Here is a 16,331-nt window from a genome sequence, read left to right on the forward strand (position 1 = left end):
AGGCGGCGCTTCCAGCGAGAAGCCCGCCTCCTGCTGATCGAGTAGCCCGCGTCTCCTGCTGATCGAGTAGCCCGCGCAGCGGGCGTATCGAGATCCGCCGTTCTGCAGACGCGGGGTCTCGATACGCCGTCCCGCGCACGGCTACTTGACCAGCATGTTTCGACGCGCGACCGGCATGGTTCGGCCCCCGACCGGCATGGTTCGGCGCACGACCGGCACGGTCCTGTACGCGACCGGCACGCGGCGCCGCTCAGCGCAGCAGCACCGGCCCCGCGTCGACCGCGAGGCGGAACAGCGAGTACGGGTAGGTCCGCAGGTCCGTCCCGCCCTGGTAGTCGGCCTGCCGGTGCAGCTGGTTGGCGGTGACGTAGAGGTGCCCGTCGATCGCGAGCGACATCGTGTCGGGCCAGAGCAGGCGCTCGTCGTGCACGAGGGTCTCGATGGTGCCGTCGGTGCGGCGGCGCACGATCGCGTTGTTCTCGTAGCTCGTCGCGTAGAAGCGGCCCCGGTCGTCCGTCTCGAGTCCGTCCGCCCCGCCGCCCTTGTCGCCCTCGTCGACGACCGTCGCAGCGACGTCCTCGTCGGAGACGCCGCGGTCGACGAGCGCGTCGGTCGCCACGCTGTACCAGCGCCGTGAGGCGAGCGGGCAGTACCAGAGCCGCTCGCCGTCGGCCGAGATCGCGATGCCGTCCGCGCCCATCGTCACGGGCTCGGGGTCGCCGTCGGCCGGCCGCTTCATCAGCACCCGCCCCTCGGCCATCGGCACGAGCTCGGGCGGCGTCAGCGCCTTGGTGCTGGGGTGCTCGTGCAGGCGGCGCCAGGCAGTGCCGGACTCGAGGTCCACGACGATGATCCCGTTCGGCCCGGAGTCGGCGGAGTCGGTGATGTAGGCGATCCCGCGCCGCAGATCGAAGCGGATGTCGTTGAGGTAGGTCGTCGGCAGCGCGACGTCCGGCTCGAGGACGATCACCTTCTCGACCGTGTCCGTCGCCAGGTCGACGCAGACGAGCTTCGGCCCGCCGCGCTTCGTCGGCTGGAACAGCGGGCTGCCCGTGTCCAGGATCCACAGCCGGTCGGCCGGATCGACCACGATGCTCTGCACCGAGACCAGCGCCTCCGCGTCGTCGTCCCCGTCGGGCGAGTTCCACGCCTCGTCCGGGAACGGCACCGCGACGCCGTCCCGCAGCTCGACGACCGTCGCCGGCACCTCGTCGCCCCACTTCGGGAAGTTCACGAAGATCCGGCCCGTGTGCGACACGCTCACACCCGTCGGCATCGGCCCGTCGGTGAACTCGTGCACGAGCTCCAGCTCGCCCAGCGGCTCGTCGACCGGGCGCGGCCTGCCGTGCGAGTCGTCGTCGTCCTGTCCCCAGAAGCCCATCGGTCGTCCTCTCGTCGGTGCCCGCGGTGATGCGGAGCGGTGCTGATGGGGCGGGCCGTCGCGCCGGTCGTGCGCCGGTGCGCGTCCCGCCTGCCCCTCCATCGTCGGTCCGCCCTGCTCCGCTGGCGAGGTGCTGGCCATCCCGCTGTCGAGCGCCTACCCTCCAGCCCACCGCCGCTCCCCCGCCCACCGCCGGCAGGCGGAAACAACTCCGGCACGCGAGAGGCCCCCGGAACGACGAGCCCGAGGTCGTTCCACGAGCCGAAGCTCCGACGCGTCAGCTCCAGCACGCGGAACCGCCCCAGGCACGCGGATACCCCGCGATCCGACGAGCCCGACCCCGTTCCACGAGCCGAACCTCCGCCCGCCCCACCTCCGGCACGCGAAACCACCCCCGGCACGCCGGAACCCCGCGATCCCGCGAGCCCGACCCCATCCCGCGAGCCGAACCTCCGTCGCCCCGACCTCCGGCACGCGAAACAACCCCCGGCACGCCGGAACCCCGCGATCCGACGTGCCCGCCCCCGTTCCACGAGCCGGAGCCCCGCGCACCCCCGCGTCCCCCTGAGAGGGGTTCCGCCCCGCGGGAGACGTAAGGTGTGCTCACACGCGCCCGCGGACGGGCGGGCCCCGCATCGCAGCGGCACCCGCGTCCCTGCGACGAAGCGCCGCCCGATCACAGGAAGCCACGGTGCCCGATGCCGGAAGACAAGCCCGCGCCGCGGGCCCCGAGCATCTACGACGTCGCCCGGGCCGCCGGAGTGTCGCACCAGACCGTCTCCCGGGTGCTCAACGACCACCCGAGCCTGCGCGCCGAGACCAAGAAGCGCGTGCTCGGCGTGATGGCCGAGCTCGACTACCGCCCCAATCTCGCCGCCCGCGCCCTGGTCACCAGCCGCACCCGCACCATCGGGGTGCTCTCCTCGCAGAGCCTGCAGTTCGGCCCCGCGTCGAGCATCCAGGCCATCGAGGTCGCCGCCCGCGACGCCGGCTACCTCGTCGTCACGGCCAACGTCGACGGCACCGACGGCGACTCCATCCAGGCCGGGATCCGGCACCTGCTCAACCAGGCGGTCGAGGGTCTGGTGGTCATCGCCCCGCAGATCCGCGTCTTCGACATCCTCTCCGGCGTCGCGCTGCGGATCCCGAACGTCACCCTGCAGACCACCGACGCCGAGCGCGGCGACGCGCTCTACGTCGACCAGATGGCCGGCGCACGGATGGCGACCGCGCACCTGATCGAGCTCGGCCACACCGAGATCGTGCACCTCTCCGGTCCGCAGGACTGGATCGAGGCCGAGGCCAGGATGCGCGGCTACCTGGTGGAGCTCGGCGACCGGAACCTGCCGCTGCGCCCGCCGATCCTCGGCGACTGGAGCGCCGAGCGCGGCCACCACGTCGGCCTCGAGCTCAGCCGCCTCCTCGACGTCACCGCGGTCTTCGCCGCCAACGACCAGATGGCGCTCGGCGTGATGAGCGCGTTCCACGAGCGCGGGATCCGCGTCCCCGAGGACGTCAGCGTCATCGGCTTCGACGACATCCCCGAAGCCGCCTACTACTGGCCGCCGCTGACGAGCGTGCGGCAGGACTTCGCCGAGCTCGGCCGACGCTGCGTGGCCACGCTGCTGAGCCTGATCGAGGGCGAGCGTCCCGAAGCGTCTCCGCCGATCGACCCGCAGCTGATGGTCCGCGGCTCCACCGCCGTTCCCCGGTCGCTCGCGGCCGTCGTGCGCGCGGCGCACCGATGATCCGCGCCGTTATCGAGTCGAGACATCCGTGGTGGCACGATTGCCGCCAGCGGGTCTAGCATCACTCCATGTGATCGCTCACATGAGCGTCCCGCCGCCGCTGGCACCCCGCGGCAGCCCAGCACCCGCTGCATTCAATGACGAAGGAATCACAGTGACCACAATGAAGCGCGCTCTCATCGCCGGCCTCGCCGGCGGCGCGATGATCCTCTCCCTCGCGGCCTGCTCGAGCGGCTCCGGCGACTCGGGCTCCGGCTCGGGCGACGGCGGCCTCGTCGGCGTCGCGATGCCGACCAAGTCCTCCGAGCGCTGGATCGCCGACGGCAACAACGTCAAGTCGCAGCTCGAGGACGCCGGCTACCAGGTCGACCTGCAGTACGCCGAGGACGACATCCCCACCCAGGTCTCGCAGCTCGAGAACATGATCACCAAGGGCGCCAAGGCCCTGATCGTCGCCTCGATCGACGGCACCACCCTCACCAGCGTGCTGGAGGAGGCCAAGGCCAACGACATCCCCGTCATCGCCTACGACCGCCTCATCCGCGACTCGCCGAACGTCGACTACTACGCCACGTTCGACAACTACAAGGTCGGCGTGCAGCAGGCCACCTCGCTCCTCGCGGGCCTCGGCCTGACCGACCTCGAGGGCACCGCCGCGGCGAGCGCCCCGGCCGGCCCCTTCAACATCGAGCTCTTCGCCGGCAGCCCCGACGACAACAACGCCACGTTCTTCTTCAACGGCGCGATGGACACCCTCAAGCCGTTCATCGACGCGGGCACCCTCGTCGTGAAGTCGGGCGAGACCGAGTTCAACACCGTCGCCACGCTGCGCTGGGACCCCGAGGTCGCCCAGAGCCGCATGGAGGACATCATCACCAAGACGTACTCCGACGGCTCGAAGATCCAGGGCGTCCTCTCGCCCTACGACGGCCTCAGCCGCGGCATCATCTCCGCGCTGACGGACGCCGGCTACACCGTGGGCACCGACTTCCCGATCATCACCGGTCAGGACGCCGAGCTCGACTCGGTCAAGGCGATCATCTCGGGTGAGCAGTACGCGACCATCTACAAGGACACCCGCGAGCTCGCCAAGGAGGCCGTCTCCATGGCCCAGGCCGTCCTCGAGGGCACCGAGCCCGAGGTCAACGACACCGAGACCTACGACAACGGCGAGAAGGTCGTCCCGTCCTTCCTGCTCGAGCCGGTCATCGTCACCAAGGACCAGATCCAGTCCGTGCTGGTCGACGGCGGCTACTACACCGACGCCGAGGTCAACGGCTAAGCACCGCCTCCACTGACGTCAGCACGACCCCGGGAGGGCGCCCATCGGGCGCCCTCCCCCACTACGAAGGAAGGGAGGCACGCGTGACCACGAACATCCTCGAGATGCGCGGCATCACCAAGACGTTCCCGGGCGTGAAGGCGCTCCAGGACGTCACGCTGAACGCCGAGCGCGGCGAAGTCCACGCGATCTGCGGAGAGAACGGCGCCGGCAAGTCGACGCTGATGAAGGTGCTGTCGGGCGTGTACCCGCACGGCACGTACGAGGGCGACATCGTCTTCGAGGACGAGGTGATGCAGTTCGCCAGCATCCGCGACTCGGAGGCGAAGGGCATCGTCATCATCCACCAGGAGCTGGCCCTCAGCCCCTACCTCTCCATCGCGGAGAACATCTTCCTCGGCAACGAGGTCCGCGGCTTCGCCGGTCTGATCGACTGGAACAAGACCAACCAGGAGGCGGCCTCGCTGCTCGCCCGGGTCGGCCTGAAGGAGAACCCCACCACCAAGATCCAGGACATCGGAGTCGGCAAGCAGCAGCTCGTCGAGATCGCCAAGGCGCTCTCCAAGCGGGTCAAGCTGCTCATCCTCGACGAGCCCACCGCGGCGCTCAACGACGAGGACTCCGACCACCTGCTCGACCTGATCCTGCACCTCAAGGAGCAGGGCATCACCTCGCTGATCATCAGCCACAAGCTCAACGAGATCAAGAAGATCGCCGACACCGTCACGGTCATCCGGGACGGCAAGACGATCGAGACGATCGCGCACGACGACGTGACGGAAGACCGGATCATCAAGGACATGGTCGGCCGCGACCTCGACCACCGCTACCCGGACCACACGCCGCACATCGGCGAGGAGATCCTCCGCGTCGTCGACTGGACCGCGCACCACCCGCAGGACCCGACCCGCGTCATGGTCGACAAGGTGAACCTCACCGTGCACCGCGGCGAGATCGTCGGCATCGCGGGCCTGATGGGCGCCGGCCGCACCGAGTTCGCGATGAGCCTCTTCGGCCGCTCGTACGGCAGCCGCATCTCCGGCCAGGTCTTCAAGGCCGGCAAGGAGATCAGGATGCGCAACGTGTCGGAGGCGATCGCCCACGGCCTCGCCTACGCCACCGAGGACCGCAAGCACTACGGCCTCAACCTGATCGACGACATCAAGCGGAACATCTCGCTCGCGTCGCTGCCCAAGGTGTCCAGCGCCGGACTCGTCGACGACAACCGCGAGTTCGAGGTCGCCAACGAGTACCGCGGCAGCATGAACATCAAGTCGCCGACCGTGCTCGCCAAGACCGGGAAGCTCTCCGGTGGCAACCAGCAGAAGGTCGTCCTCTCGAAGTGGATCTACTCCGACCCGGACGTCCTGATCCTCGACGAGCCCACCCGCGGCATCGACGTGGGTGCGAAGTACGAGATCTACACCATCATCAACAAGCTCGCGGCGGAGGGTAAGGGGATCATCGTCATCTCCTCCGAGCTGCCCGAGCTGCTCGGCATCTGCGACCGCGTCTACGCGCTGTCGGAGGGCCGCATCACGGGCGAGCTGCCCATCGCCGAGGCCACGCCCGAGGCCGTCCTCACCCTCATGACCCAGGAGAAGCAACGATGACCGATCTGCAGAACACCCCGCCGACGGCGGCGGGAGCGCAGGTGAACCCCACCGAGAACGCGTTCACCAAGCGCCTCAGCCACGTGCTGGGCGACCTGGGCAAGAACGGCATCTTCATCGCCCTGATCGTGGTGGTGCTGCTGTTCCAGATCATGACCAACGGGATCCTCCTGCGTCCGCAGAACATCTCGAACCTGATCGTCCAGAACGGCTACATCCTCATCCTCGCCATCGGCATGGTGATGGTCATCGTGGCCGGGCACATCGACCTCTCGGTCGGCTCGATCGCCGCGTTCGTCGGCGCCATGTCCGGTGTCTTCGCCGTCAACATGGGCCTGCCGTGGTTCGTCTCGATCGTGCTCTCGCTGCTCATCGGAGCTCTGGTGGGCGCCTGGCAGGGCTTCTGGATCGCGTTCGTGGGGATACCCGCGTTCATCGTGACCCTGGCGGGCATGCTGATCTTCCGCGGCCTGGCGCTCGTCGTCCTCGGCAACGCGAACATCGGCTCCTTCCCGATCGAGTACCGCGCCCTGGGCAACGGCTTCCTCACCGACCTGTTCGGCGAGACCACCGGTCTCGACCCGCTGTCGCTCGGCGTCGGCGCGCTCGCGATCGTCGCGTTCACCGTCCAGTCGGTGCGCACCCGCCGCGGCCGCCAGAAGTACAACCAGGGCGTCGAGCCCGGCGCCTGGTTCGTCACCAAGCTCGTCCTCATCGCCGTCGTCGTCGCCGCGTTCGCCTTCGCGCTCTCGTCGTTCAAGGGCATCCCGGTGACCCTGATCGTCCTGGCCGTCCTCGTCCTCGTCTACGGCGTCGTGATGAACCGCTCGGTCTTCGGCCGCCACGTCTACGCCATCGGCGGCAACCTGCACGCCGCGGAGCTCTCGGGCATCAAGACGCGCAACGTCACCTTCTGGCTGTTCGTCAACATGGGCGTCCTCGCGGCGCTGGCCGGCCTCGTCTTCACCGCCCGCCTCAACCTGGCGGGCCCGAAGGCCGGCGACGGCTTCGAGCTCGAGGCCATCTCGGCCGCGTTCATCGGCGGCGCGGCCGTCCAGGGCGGCGTCGGCACCATCGGCGGCGCGATCCTCGGTGGTCTGATCATCGGCGTCCTGAACAACGGCATGTCGATCATGGGCATCGGCATCGAGTGGCAGCAGGCGGTCAAGGGCCTCGTGCTCCTGCTCGCGGTCGCCTTCGACGTCTACAACAAGCGCCGCTCCGGCGGACGCTAGCCGCTCCGGTCGTGGCCGACTGGTCGCGGTTCCTGCCGCTCAGCTCCGGAGCCTCGGTCGACGAGTCGGGGGTCAGCAACGACTGGCGCCCGCTCGTCGCGGATCGGCTCGACCGGCTCGCCGTCCTGGCCGCCTCCCCCTCCTTCGCGGAGGGCGGGGCGGCCAGTGCCGTCTCCACCCCTCTTCTCGGCGCGCTCGTCGTGCGGCTCTCCAGCAGCACGACGCAACGGCTCGCCTCCCGCCTCGGCGCTCGCGAGGCCGCCGATCCTCCCGCCCCGGCAGCGCTGCCGGCGGCGCTCACCGCCCTCGCCACCGCCCGCCGCGCCGGCCGCGGCCCCACCGGCGTCGCCGAGCTGGTCGAAGCGGTCAGGGTCGAGCTCGCCCTCGCCCCCGAGACCGTGCTCCCCGAGCGCGTGTCCGGCGCCGTCGCGCTCGACCGCTCCCTCCGCGCCCCGCTGGCCATCCGCGCCGCAGCCCGCGGCAGCTCCCTCGTGCCGACGGACGCCTCCTGGTCGCTCGGCTCCGGCCCCGCCGTCCGCGCCCCGGCCGGCGAGATCCTGCGCTTCCTGCTCGACCTCGGGCCGTTCCCCACCCAGGCCGACTGAGAGGCGCGTCTCGCGCCACAGGGAACGACGGACGCGATCCGGGTCGACGGTGGATGTGACAATGCTTCACATCCTCTGTTCACCCTTCACGCCAAGGAGCGCCATGACCCCGCGCCACAGTTCCCCCAGATCCACCTCCGGCCGCCGTCACACCGCACGAGCCCTCGACGTGACGGTCTCGGCAGCGCTGTCCCTCGTCCTCCTCGGCGGCGCCGCGACCGCCGCGCACGCCGACGGGGCGTCGCCGGGGACGGCGACAGTCACCGCGCACACTGCGACCCCGTCGCCCGCGCCCGTCCCGGTCCAGCACCCTGGCCTCGGCGCACGCCTCGTCGGCACCCTCGACAAGAAGGACGGCGAACCCGCCACCACCAGCACCACGATCACCTGGCACATCGAGGCCACCAACACCGGCGACGTCACCCTCAAGGACTTGAACGGCAGCCACACCGACCTCGCTCCCGGCGAGACCACCACCCACCTCTTCTGGCAGACCAAGCTCACCCAGGAAGAGATCGACGCCCACACCGCCACCTTCGCCGCTAACCTCTCCGCCACCACCCCCGACGGCACCCCCTACAACTCCCCCACCCTCCACGGCTCCCTCACCCTCCCCGTCGAGCACCCCGGCGTCAGCGCACGCCTCGTCGGCACCCTCGACAAGAAGGACGGCGAACCCGCCACCACCAGCACCACGATCACCTGGCACATCGAGGCCACCAACACCGGCGACGTCACCCTCAACAACCTCAACGGCACCGACACCGACCTCGCCCCCGGCCAGACCGCCACCAACGGCTACTGGCAGACCAAGCTCACCCAGGAAGAGATCGACGCCCACACCGCCACCTTCGCCGCTACCCTCTCCGCCACCACCCCCGACGGCACCCCGTACAACTCCCGAACCATCACCGGATCCCTCACCCTCCCGGTCCAGCACCCCGGCATCGACGGGCACTTCACCGGCGTCCTCGACACGAAGGACGGTGAGCCCGTCACTGCCGGCACCTGGATCACCTGGACCGCCGAGCTCGCCAACACCGGCGACATCGAGCTGAGCACCATCGACGGCATCGACGTCGACCTCGCCCCCGGTGAGACCACCGACCACTTCTCCTGGAGGAGCCAGGTCACCCAGGCCGACCTCGACGCCGGCAGCGTCGGCGTCAGCAGGACCTACGACGCCGTCACCGTCTCCGGCACCCGCTACACCTCCGGTGCCGTCACCGGCACGCTGGCCCTGCCCGCTCCCGCCGAGCGCCCCAGGCTCTCCGGCGAGTTCGAGGGGCACCTCGAACTCAAGAACGGCGAAGCCGTCAAGGTGGGCACCCGGATCACCTGGATCGCCTATCCCGTGAACAGCGGCGACGTCGAACTCCGCAACATCAACGACACGAGCATGGTCCTCACGCCCGGCCAGCCCGCTCCCTACTACCAGGTCCGAGCCCAGGTCACCCAGGCCGACCTCGACGCCGGGAGCATCACCTTCAGCCGCACCTTCTCCGGCACCACCCCCCTCGGCACCCGCTACTCCACCCCCTTCACCGGCACCCTCACCCTGCCGACGGGACCGGCAGCGGGCTGACCCGAGCCCTGGAGGCGAGGGCCGCTGACGACGAGACCGTTCGGCGGCAGCGGCCCCGCCTCGGCCGGGAGCACGCCTGCGTAGCATCGAGGCATGACGCGCTCACTGCCGAGAAGCTCCCCCTCCGCCCACGCCCTCGACGCCGGTGGCGTCCTCGATCTGCTCGACGCGATCGAGGCCGCTCCCGGCGTCGAGCTGCACGGCCTGATGGTCGTGCACGCCGGCGCCGTGATCGCCGAGGGCTGGTGGGCGCCGTACTCGGCCGAGCGGCTGCACCTGCTCTACTCGCTCAGCAAGAGCTTCACCGCCGCGGCGGTCGGCCTCGCGGTGGGCGAGGGCCTCGTCGATCTCGACGCGACCGTCCTCTCCTTCTTCCCGGAGCTGGAGGCCGAGATCACGGATCCGCGGTCACGGGCGATCCGCGTCCGCGACATCCTCGCGATGGCGAGCGGGCACTCCGCCGAGACCATCGACCGGGCCCGCGAGCTCGATCCCGTCGACATGGTCCGCGGCTTCCTGCTGCTGCCGCCGGAGCAGGATCCGGGCAGCGTCTTCGCCTACAACCAGCCCTGCACCTTCGCCGCCGCCGCGATCGTGCAGCGCGTGAGCGGCCTGCCGCTGACCGAGTACCTCCGCCCGCGGCTGCTCGACCCGCTCGGGATCGGCGAGGTCGCCTGGATCCGCGACGCCTCGGATCGCGAGATCGGCTTCAGCGGGCTGCACACCACGACGGAGGCGGCCGCCGCCCTCGGGCAGCTGTATCTGCAGGAGGGGCGCTGGGGTGACGTGGCGATCCTCTCGCCGGAGTGGGTCGCCGAGGCGTCGACCGCCCACGTCGCCACTCCCCCGGCCGACTCCCCCGACTGGGAGCAGGGCTACGGCTTCCAGTTCTGGCGCTCGCTGCACGGCTACCGGGCCGACGGCGCCTACGGCCAGTTCAGCCTGATCCTGCCCGAGCACGACCTCGTCGTAGCCATCACCGGGCAGAGCACCGACACCGGCGCGCTGCTCGCCGCGGTCTGGGAGCACCTGCTGCCGGCGGTCGGCCGCGGCTCGACGGCCGACGCCGACGCCCGGCTGCTCGAGCGCCTCGGCTCGCTCGGGCTCGCGCCGCTCCCCGCACTGCCCACGGCGCCGGAGCCCGGGCACTTCTCGCCCGCGGCCGGGTCGGCGATCCGCTCGCTGACCGCGCTGGAGATCGCGGGCGACACCACCGGCTGGACCCTCGCGCTGATCGAGGGAGAGGAGCGGCTGCTGCTGGCCCCCGGCTCCGGCGAGTGGACGGTCACGGACGCGTTCGCGGCGAGCGCCGGCTCCGGCGAGGGCGGGGCCCTCCTGGTCGACGTGCTCTTCCTCGAGACGCCGCACCGCCTGCACCTCGCGCTCGACCCCACCGCCGGCACCTTCGCGGCGCACTGGGAGACGGAGCCGCTGCACGACGGCCCGCTCGCGCTGCTGCGCGCCCCGCGCTCCCTGCTGGCCGAGTAGCCGCACAGGGGCGTATCGAGACCCACCGAGCCCAGCAGGCCGGGCCTGCAGACCCGACTCCGAACGGTGGTGGATCTCGATACGCCCGCTCCGCGGGCTACTCGATCAGCATGGACTGCCCACCGCGCGACCGGTGGGCCCCGAGACGCGCCCGCATGCTGGTCGAGCGGCCCCGCAGGGGCGTCTCGAGACCCACGCCCGCCAGCGGAGCAGCACGGACCCCTCGCTTAATGTTGACGTCGCCATGTACGGTCGAGAAGCGGTGTTTGCGTGAACATCGGTCCGGCGTGCAAAGGAGCACAGCATGAGTCCTCGACAGCGATCCGTGGCGGCGGGAGTGGCGGCCCTCCTCGCGGCCGTCCTCCTCGGAGCGGGAGCGTCCCCCGCGGCGGCCGCCCCCTCCGGCGTGGTCACCGACCCGAACGACGGAGTCCCGCGGACCAGTCCGCCGCCCGTCTACACCGACTACCCCGCGATCCAGGACCCGGGTCGCGCCGCCGCCGACTACTTCCAGCCCTCCTGGTACGACACCGACGGGCGCCACATCCAGGCGCACGGCGGCCAGATCGTCACCACGCAGGAGAACGGCCAGGAGGTGCAGTACTGGTACGGCGAGGACCGCACCAAGGGCTACTGGAGCAGCCCCGGCGTCGCCGTCTACCGCTCGACCGACGGCCACAACTGGGAGAACAAGGGAGTCGCGCTGCGCAGCGTCGCCACTCCCGACGACCTGAAGTCCCCCTACTTCGACGCCCTCTACGACACCGTCGACGACGCCGGCCAGCCGCGTGCCGACCGCATCGCCGAGCTCGACTACCACCTCGACACCACGCAGGCCTCGCCGAACACCGCGATCTTCGAGCGGCCCAAGGTGCTCTTCAACGAGAAGACCGGCAAGTGGGTCATGTGGTGGCACTCCGACGGCCGGATCACCCCCGGCGGCAGCACCTACGCCCGGTCGATGGCGGGAGTAGCGACCTCCGACAGCCCGACCGGCCCCTTCACGATGCAGGGCGTCTACCGGCTCTACAACCGGTCGAACTACCAGGCCTGCACCACCTCGGCGGTCCCCGGCCAGGCGCGCGACATGACCGTCTTCCAGGACGAGGACGGCACCGCGTACATCTCCTACTCCTCCGAGGAGAACTACTCCCTCTACATCGCGAAGCTCGACGCCGACTACACGAACGTCGAGCGCACGACCACGACGGACACCCTCGACGCCGACCAGTACTCGGCCGACGGCACCTACCCCTACGTCTTCGCCGACGGGAAGGCCGGAGCGCCGGTCCGCGGCACCGACTTCCAGATCGTGAAGGAGTGCGGCCACCTCGAGGCGCCCGCGATCTTCGCGAACGGCGGGAAGTACTACACGATCGCGTCCGGAGCGACCGGCTGGGCGCCCAACCCGCAGACCTACTACACGGCCGACTCGATCCTCGGCTCGTGGATCCGCGGAGTGGAGAAGGGCGACGTCAACGAGAACGTCGCCTACAACGCGATCCCCGAGGGCGGCGACGGACTCCTCTCCGTCGGCGACACCCGGAAGACCACCTTCGGCTCGCAATCGACCAACGTGCTGACGCTCGCGCCCGGGAAGTACGTCTACATGGGCGACCGCTGGGCCGACGGCGAGTCCAACTCGAACTACGTCTGGCTGCCGATGACCATCGGCGAGAACGGCCGCCTCGAGATGCGCAACCCCGCCGTCGAGGACCCGGCGCGCTGGGCCGCGGGCTGGAACGAGTCCTACTGGGACGACAAGGGCGTCGGAGCCGGCACCTGGTCGGTCGTCGACGACCGCCTCCCCGACGCGGTGCGCCGGAACGCCGACGTCGCCGCCGTCCTGCCCGCCACGGTCTCGGTGAAGACCGACACCGCCGCCCGCGACGTCGCGGTCGCCTGGGCGCCCACCGGCCCCGCGCTCCTCGGCACGCTGACGGTGACGGGCACGCTCGCCGCCGACTCCGAGTTCGCGCGCGGCCGCACCTTCACCCGCACGATCGAGGTCGCGGAGCCCGGGATCGCGAATCTCGCGCCCGGCGCCTCGCTGACGGTCTCGAGCCGCGCCGACCTCGCGCCGACGCTGATCGACGGGAACGTGAAGGCGAAGGGCTGGGACGACTGGACCGGCACCGGCTACCCCCGCGACAGCCGGCTCGCCTTCTCCTGGAGCAGCCCGCAGAACCTCGACTCGGTGACCGTGCACGCCTTCAAGGACGGCGCGACGGCGACCTGGCCCTCGCGCATCGAGGTCGAGTACCAGGTGAACGGTGCCTGGACCATGAGCAGCGTCGCCGCGACCCTCTCGCAGGCCGCGACCGACGCCGCGCCGACGGTCGCCCTCGACCTGTCCTCGCTGCCGGACACCACCGGCCTCCGCCTCCACCTGACGAGCGCCGCGAACACCTGGCAGTCGATCGCCGAGGTGCAGATCTGGGGCACCGCGCCGCCGGTGAACGTCTGCCGGGTGAAGGGCGCCGCCGTCTCGGCGTCGTTCAGCCAGACCAAGTGGGCGACCCTGCCCGCCGGCAACGCCTGCGACGGGAACGTCGCGACGGCGTGGTCGACCTGGACCGACCAGGCCTTCGCTGGCAGTGCGGACTTCACGCTGACGAACACGGAGGCGCACCGCGTCGCCGGGCTGTCGTTCACGAACACCGAGGGCACGCTCGCCTCGGTGAGCATCGCCTACCGCGGCACCGACGGCGTCTGGCGCCCGACGTCCGCGCAGAACGTCGCTCCGGCGGCGAACGGCGCGCTGACGACGATCCCCTTCACCGCGGTCGACGCCACGGGGCTGAAGCTCAGCTTCTCGACGCCGAACTCGTATCTGAAGATCACCGAGATCGTGGTGCCCGAGGCGGCCGCTCCCGCTCTGAAGGTCCCGGCCGTCGTGTCCTCGCGCTGCATCGCCGGCAAGGCCGTGCTGTCGGTGACGGCGACCAACGGCGAGACCGTGCCGATCGGCGTCACCGTCTCGTCCTCGTACGGGCAGAAGGCCTTCGCGAGCGTCGCGGCCGGCGCGAACGCCACGCACAGCTGGACCACACGCCAGGCGTCGATGCCGTCCGGCGAGGTCACCGTGACCGCGACGTCCGGCCCGTCCACCCTCGAGCAGAAGGTGAGCTACCCGGCCCGCACCTGCTGACCCGGCCCTCCATGCTGGTCAAGTAGCCGCGCAGCGGCACCCTTCATGCTGGTCGAGCAGCCGCGCAGCGGCCCCATCCATGCTGGTCGAGTAGCCGCGCAGCGGCCCCGTTCATGCTGGTCGAGTAGCCGCGCAGCGGCGTATCGAGACCCACCGTCCTCAGCAGGCAGGTCTGCAGACTCGTCCTTCTGACGCTGTGGATCCCGATACGCCCGCTGCGTGGGCTACTCGATCAGCATGGACCGCTGCCCTCGCCTGCCGAACCGCAGCCCCTCCTCTGCATGCTGGTCGAGTAGCCGCGGCACGCGGCGTATCGAGACCCACCCACCCACTGCACCCGGAAGCGGGGTCTCCCCCGCCCGCCCGCCACTGATAGGAATCTCAGGCCGGCGCATCGCCGCGTCCGGCAGAACGGGAACCTCAGTGATCCGCACCACCCGCGCCGTCCTCGCGACCGCGGTCCCCTCCACCGCCCTCGCGCTCAGCCTGGTCTTCGCCTCGGCGGCTGTCGCTCCGGAGGCGGTCACCGCGCCGGAGACCACCGCCACCGCCGCGCCCGTCCCCGTCCCCGTCGCCTCCGCGTCCGCCTCGCCGACGGCCCTGCCCTGGCCGTCCTCCGCCACGCGCAGCGGTCGCGGCTCGGACGCGACGACCGCCTGCTGCGCGGTCCCCCCGCCGACGAGCACCCCGGCCGCCGACGCCTCGCCCGCTGACGACTCCGCAGACGGCTCCCCCGCTGAGAACGACTCCCCCGACGGAGCCTCCCCCGCCGCGACTCCCGCGCCCGAGTCCCCGGAGCGCGTCCCCGAGCAGCAGGACGCCGGCGGCGTCGACGTGGGCGTCACCATCGACCCGCCGACCGCCCCCGGAGCCCTGTCGATGACCGTCGCCGACTCGTCCGCCACTCTCGTCGAATCCGGCTCCACCCCCCTGCGCCGCCAGTTCATCGGCGCCCTGCCCACCGTCACGGTCACCGACACCCGCGATTCCGCGCAGAGCCCGGCCACCTCCGGCTGGTACGTCCTCGGCTCCGCGAGCGACTTCACCGGCGCGAGCGGCCGCACGATCGGCGCCGAGCACCTCGGCTGGACCCCGGAGCTGAGGGGCACCGGTGACGCGGTCTCCGCGGGCCCCCACGTCGCAGGAACCCTCGACGGCGGCCCGGGCCTCAGCGACGCGGTGCTCCTCAGCGCCGCCGACGACTCCCCCGCGGCGTCCGGCTCGTGGTCCGCGACCGCCGCCCTCCTGCTCGGCACCGAGCCGACCGTCGCCGCCGGCGGCTACCGCTCGACGCTCACGCTCTCGCTCTTCGAGTGAGCCGACCCGACCCTCACTCCCCGAGCGTCGCCAGGATCTCGTCCGCCCGCACCGCGACGGCGTGCTCCCGCTCGGCGACCTCGGCGAGCGCCTCGCGGTGCTGCTCGATCAGCGCCGCCTGGTACCGCGCCTCCAGCCCGCTCAGCGTCTCGACCAGGGCCGTCTCCTCCTTGCACCCCACGTCGATCAGGGCCGCCCGGATCGCCGCCTCGCGGTCGACCGGCACCTCCGGCGTCCCCGGCGAGTGCTCGCCGGTGCGCAGCACGAGGCCGTGCTCGACCAGGCAGGCGCTCCAGCGCGCGCGGGTCGCCGCCCACTCCGGCCGCGCCTCGGCGGCGGACCTCGCCCGCTCCCGGATCCGCCGCGGCAGCTCCGTGATCGCGAGCGACTCCGCGTCCGCGCTGTCGCGGCCGAGCCCGGGCAGCTGCTCCGTCGACTCGAGGCAGCCGGCGAAGGCGGGCCCCCAGCCCGGATCCGCCCGGCTCGCGGCCAGGAGCGACTCGTCCAGCGCGTGCATCAAGGCCGTCCGCTCCCCGTCGAGCTCGTAGCCGGAGCGCGACGCCTGCTCCTGGGTCCACACCCCGTAGACGCTGTCGGCGAGCGGCGGACGGACCATCGGTCCGAGCCGGGCCGGCGGGTAGGACCGGTCGGCCTCCCGGAGGCACGCGTCGAGCAGCAGCGCGTTCGCCTGCGCCACCCGCCCCTGCGTGGCCGGGTCGAGGAAGTACGCGTCGATCGGGAGCACGATCACGGCGGTCGACCGGTCGAGGACGGCGCCGAGGTCTTCGGAGGCGCTGATGTCGACGTCGTCGCTCCGCACGGGGGCGGCAGGCTCCGACGCCGCGCAACCCGCGAGGACCAGTGCGATCAGGGCCGCCGCGACGGCCGCGACAGCGCGCGGACGCCTCGCCCGTCGAGCGCGGACG

The 16,331-nt window shown here is 71.3% G+C and carries 11 protein-coding genes; 9 read left to right on the forward strand and 2 right to left on the reverse strand.

Features of this window, described 5'->3' with window-relative positions:
- Positions 1-250 precede the first annotated feature (250 nt).
- Entirely contained in the window at positions 251-1,381 is a 1,131-nt protein-coding gene (locus MT351_RS12025; protein ID WP_132437622.1) for an L-dopachrome tautomerase-related protein, read from the reverse strand.
- A gap of 698 nt (positions 1,382-2,079) precedes the next feature.
- On the opposite strand from MT351_RS12025, the gene MT351_RS12035 reads away from it, so the two are divergent.
- From MT351_RS12035 to MT351_RS12075, 9 genes are all read left to right on the forward strand, one after another.
- Positions 2,080-3,129, forward strand: coding sequence for a LacI family DNA-binding transcriptional regulator (locus tag MT351_RS12035; RefSeq protein ID WP_123705241.1), 1,050 nt, complete (start codon positions 2,080-2,082; stop codon positions 3,127-3,129).
- 163 nt (positions 3,130-3,292) lie between these two features.
- Positions 3,293-4,411, forward strand: coding sequence for a multiple monosaccharide ABC transporter substrate-binding protein (chvE, locus tag MT351_RS12040; protein WP_132437646.1), 1,119 nt, complete (start codon positions 3,293-3,295; stop codon positions 4,409-4,411).
- An 83-nt stretch (positions 4,412-4,494) separates the two neighbouring features.
- The gene (gene mmsA / locus MT351_RS12045) at positions 4,495-6,024 is read left to right on the forward strand and encodes a multiple monosaccharide ABC transporter ATP-binding protein (RefSeq protein WP_123447755.1); all 1,530 of its coding nucleotides are present in this window, start codon (positions 4,495-4,497) and stop codon (positions 6,022-6,024) included.
- The gene (gene mmsB / locus MT351_RS12050) at positions 6,021-7,259 is read left to right on the forward strand and encodes a multiple monosaccharide ABC transporter permease (RefSeq protein WP_123447756.1); all 1,239 of its coding nucleotides are present in this window, start codon (positions 6,021-6,023) and stop codon (positions 7,257-7,259) included. Before mmsA ends, mmsB begins: the two co-directional genes overlap by 4 nt.
- 11 nt (positions 7,260-7,270) lie before the next feature.
- Positions 7,271-7,864 (forward strand): hypothetical protein, encoded by a 594-nt coding sequence (locus tag MT351_RS12055; RefSeq protein ID WP_132437621.1) that lies wholly within the window; start codon positions 7,271-7,273, stop codon positions 7,862-7,864.
- Positions 7,865-8,033: 169 nt separating this feature from the next.
- Positions 8,034-9,449 (forward strand): hypothetical protein, encoded by a 1,416-nt coding sequence (locus MT351_RS12060; protein WP_165932479.1) that lies wholly within the window; start codon positions 8,034-8,036, stop codon positions 9,447-9,449.
- 93 nt (positions 9,450-9,542) lie between these two features.
- A complete protein-coding gene (locus tag MT351_RS12065) occupies positions 9,543-10,937 on the forward strand; it encodes a serine hydrolase (protein ID WP_132437619.1) in 1,395 nt (464 codons plus the stop codon).
- 304 nt (positions 10,938-11,241) lie between these two features.
- Positions 11,242-14,088, forward strand: a complete 2,847-nt coding sequence (locus MT351_RS12070; protein WP_243582286.1) for a glycoside hydrolase family 43 protein — start codon at positions 11,242-11,244, stop codon at positions 14,086-14,088.
- Between the two features lie 423 nt (positions 14,089-14,511).
- Complete coding sequence (locus tag MT351_RS12075) at positions 14,512-15,405, forward strand: hypothetical protein (protein ID WP_132437617.1); 894 nt, start codon at positions 14,512-14,514, stop codon at positions 15,403-15,405.
- Positions 15,406-15,418: 13 nt separating this feature from the next.
- On the opposite strand, the gene MT351_RS12080 is transcribed toward MT351_RS12075, so the two are convergent.
- A complete protein-coding gene (locus MT351_RS12080) occupies positions 15,419-16,225 on the reverse strand; it encodes a hypothetical protein (protein WP_132437616.1) in 807 nt (268 codons plus the stop codon).
- Positions 16,226-16,331 lie beyond the last annotated feature (106 nt).

Origin of the sequence: Rathayibacter sp. VKM Ac-2926, assembly GCF_022815565.1 — a bacterium.
Classification (GTDB): Bacteria; Actinomycetota; Actinomycetes; order Actinomycetales; family Microbacteriaceae; genus Rathayibacter; species Rathayibacter festucae.

Coding starts and splice junctions, on each gene's coding strand:
- MT351_RS12025 (WP_132437622.1), bottom strand. CDS start 1,381: ATGGGCTTCTGGGGACAGGACGACGACGACTCGCACGGCAGGCCGCGC.
- MT351_RS12035 (WP_123705241.1), top strand. CDS start 2,080: ATGCCGGAAGACAAGCCCGCGCCGCGGGCCCCGAGCATCTACGACGTC.
- chvE (WP_132437646.1), top strand. CDS start 3,293: ATGAAGCGCGCTCTCATCGCCGGCCTCGCCGGCGGCGCGATGATCCTC.
- mmsB (WP_123447756.1), top strand. CDS start 6,021: ATGACCGATCTGCAGAACACCCCGCCGACGGCGGCGGGAGCGCAGGTG.
- MT351_RS12065 (WP_132437619.1), top strand. CDS start 9,543: ATGACGCGCTCACTGCCGAGAAGCTCCCCCTCCGCCCACGCCCTCGAC.
- MT351_RS12070 (WP_243582286.1), top strand. CDS start 11,242: ATGAGTCCTCGACAGCGATCCGTGGCGGCGGGAGTGGCGGCCCTCCTC.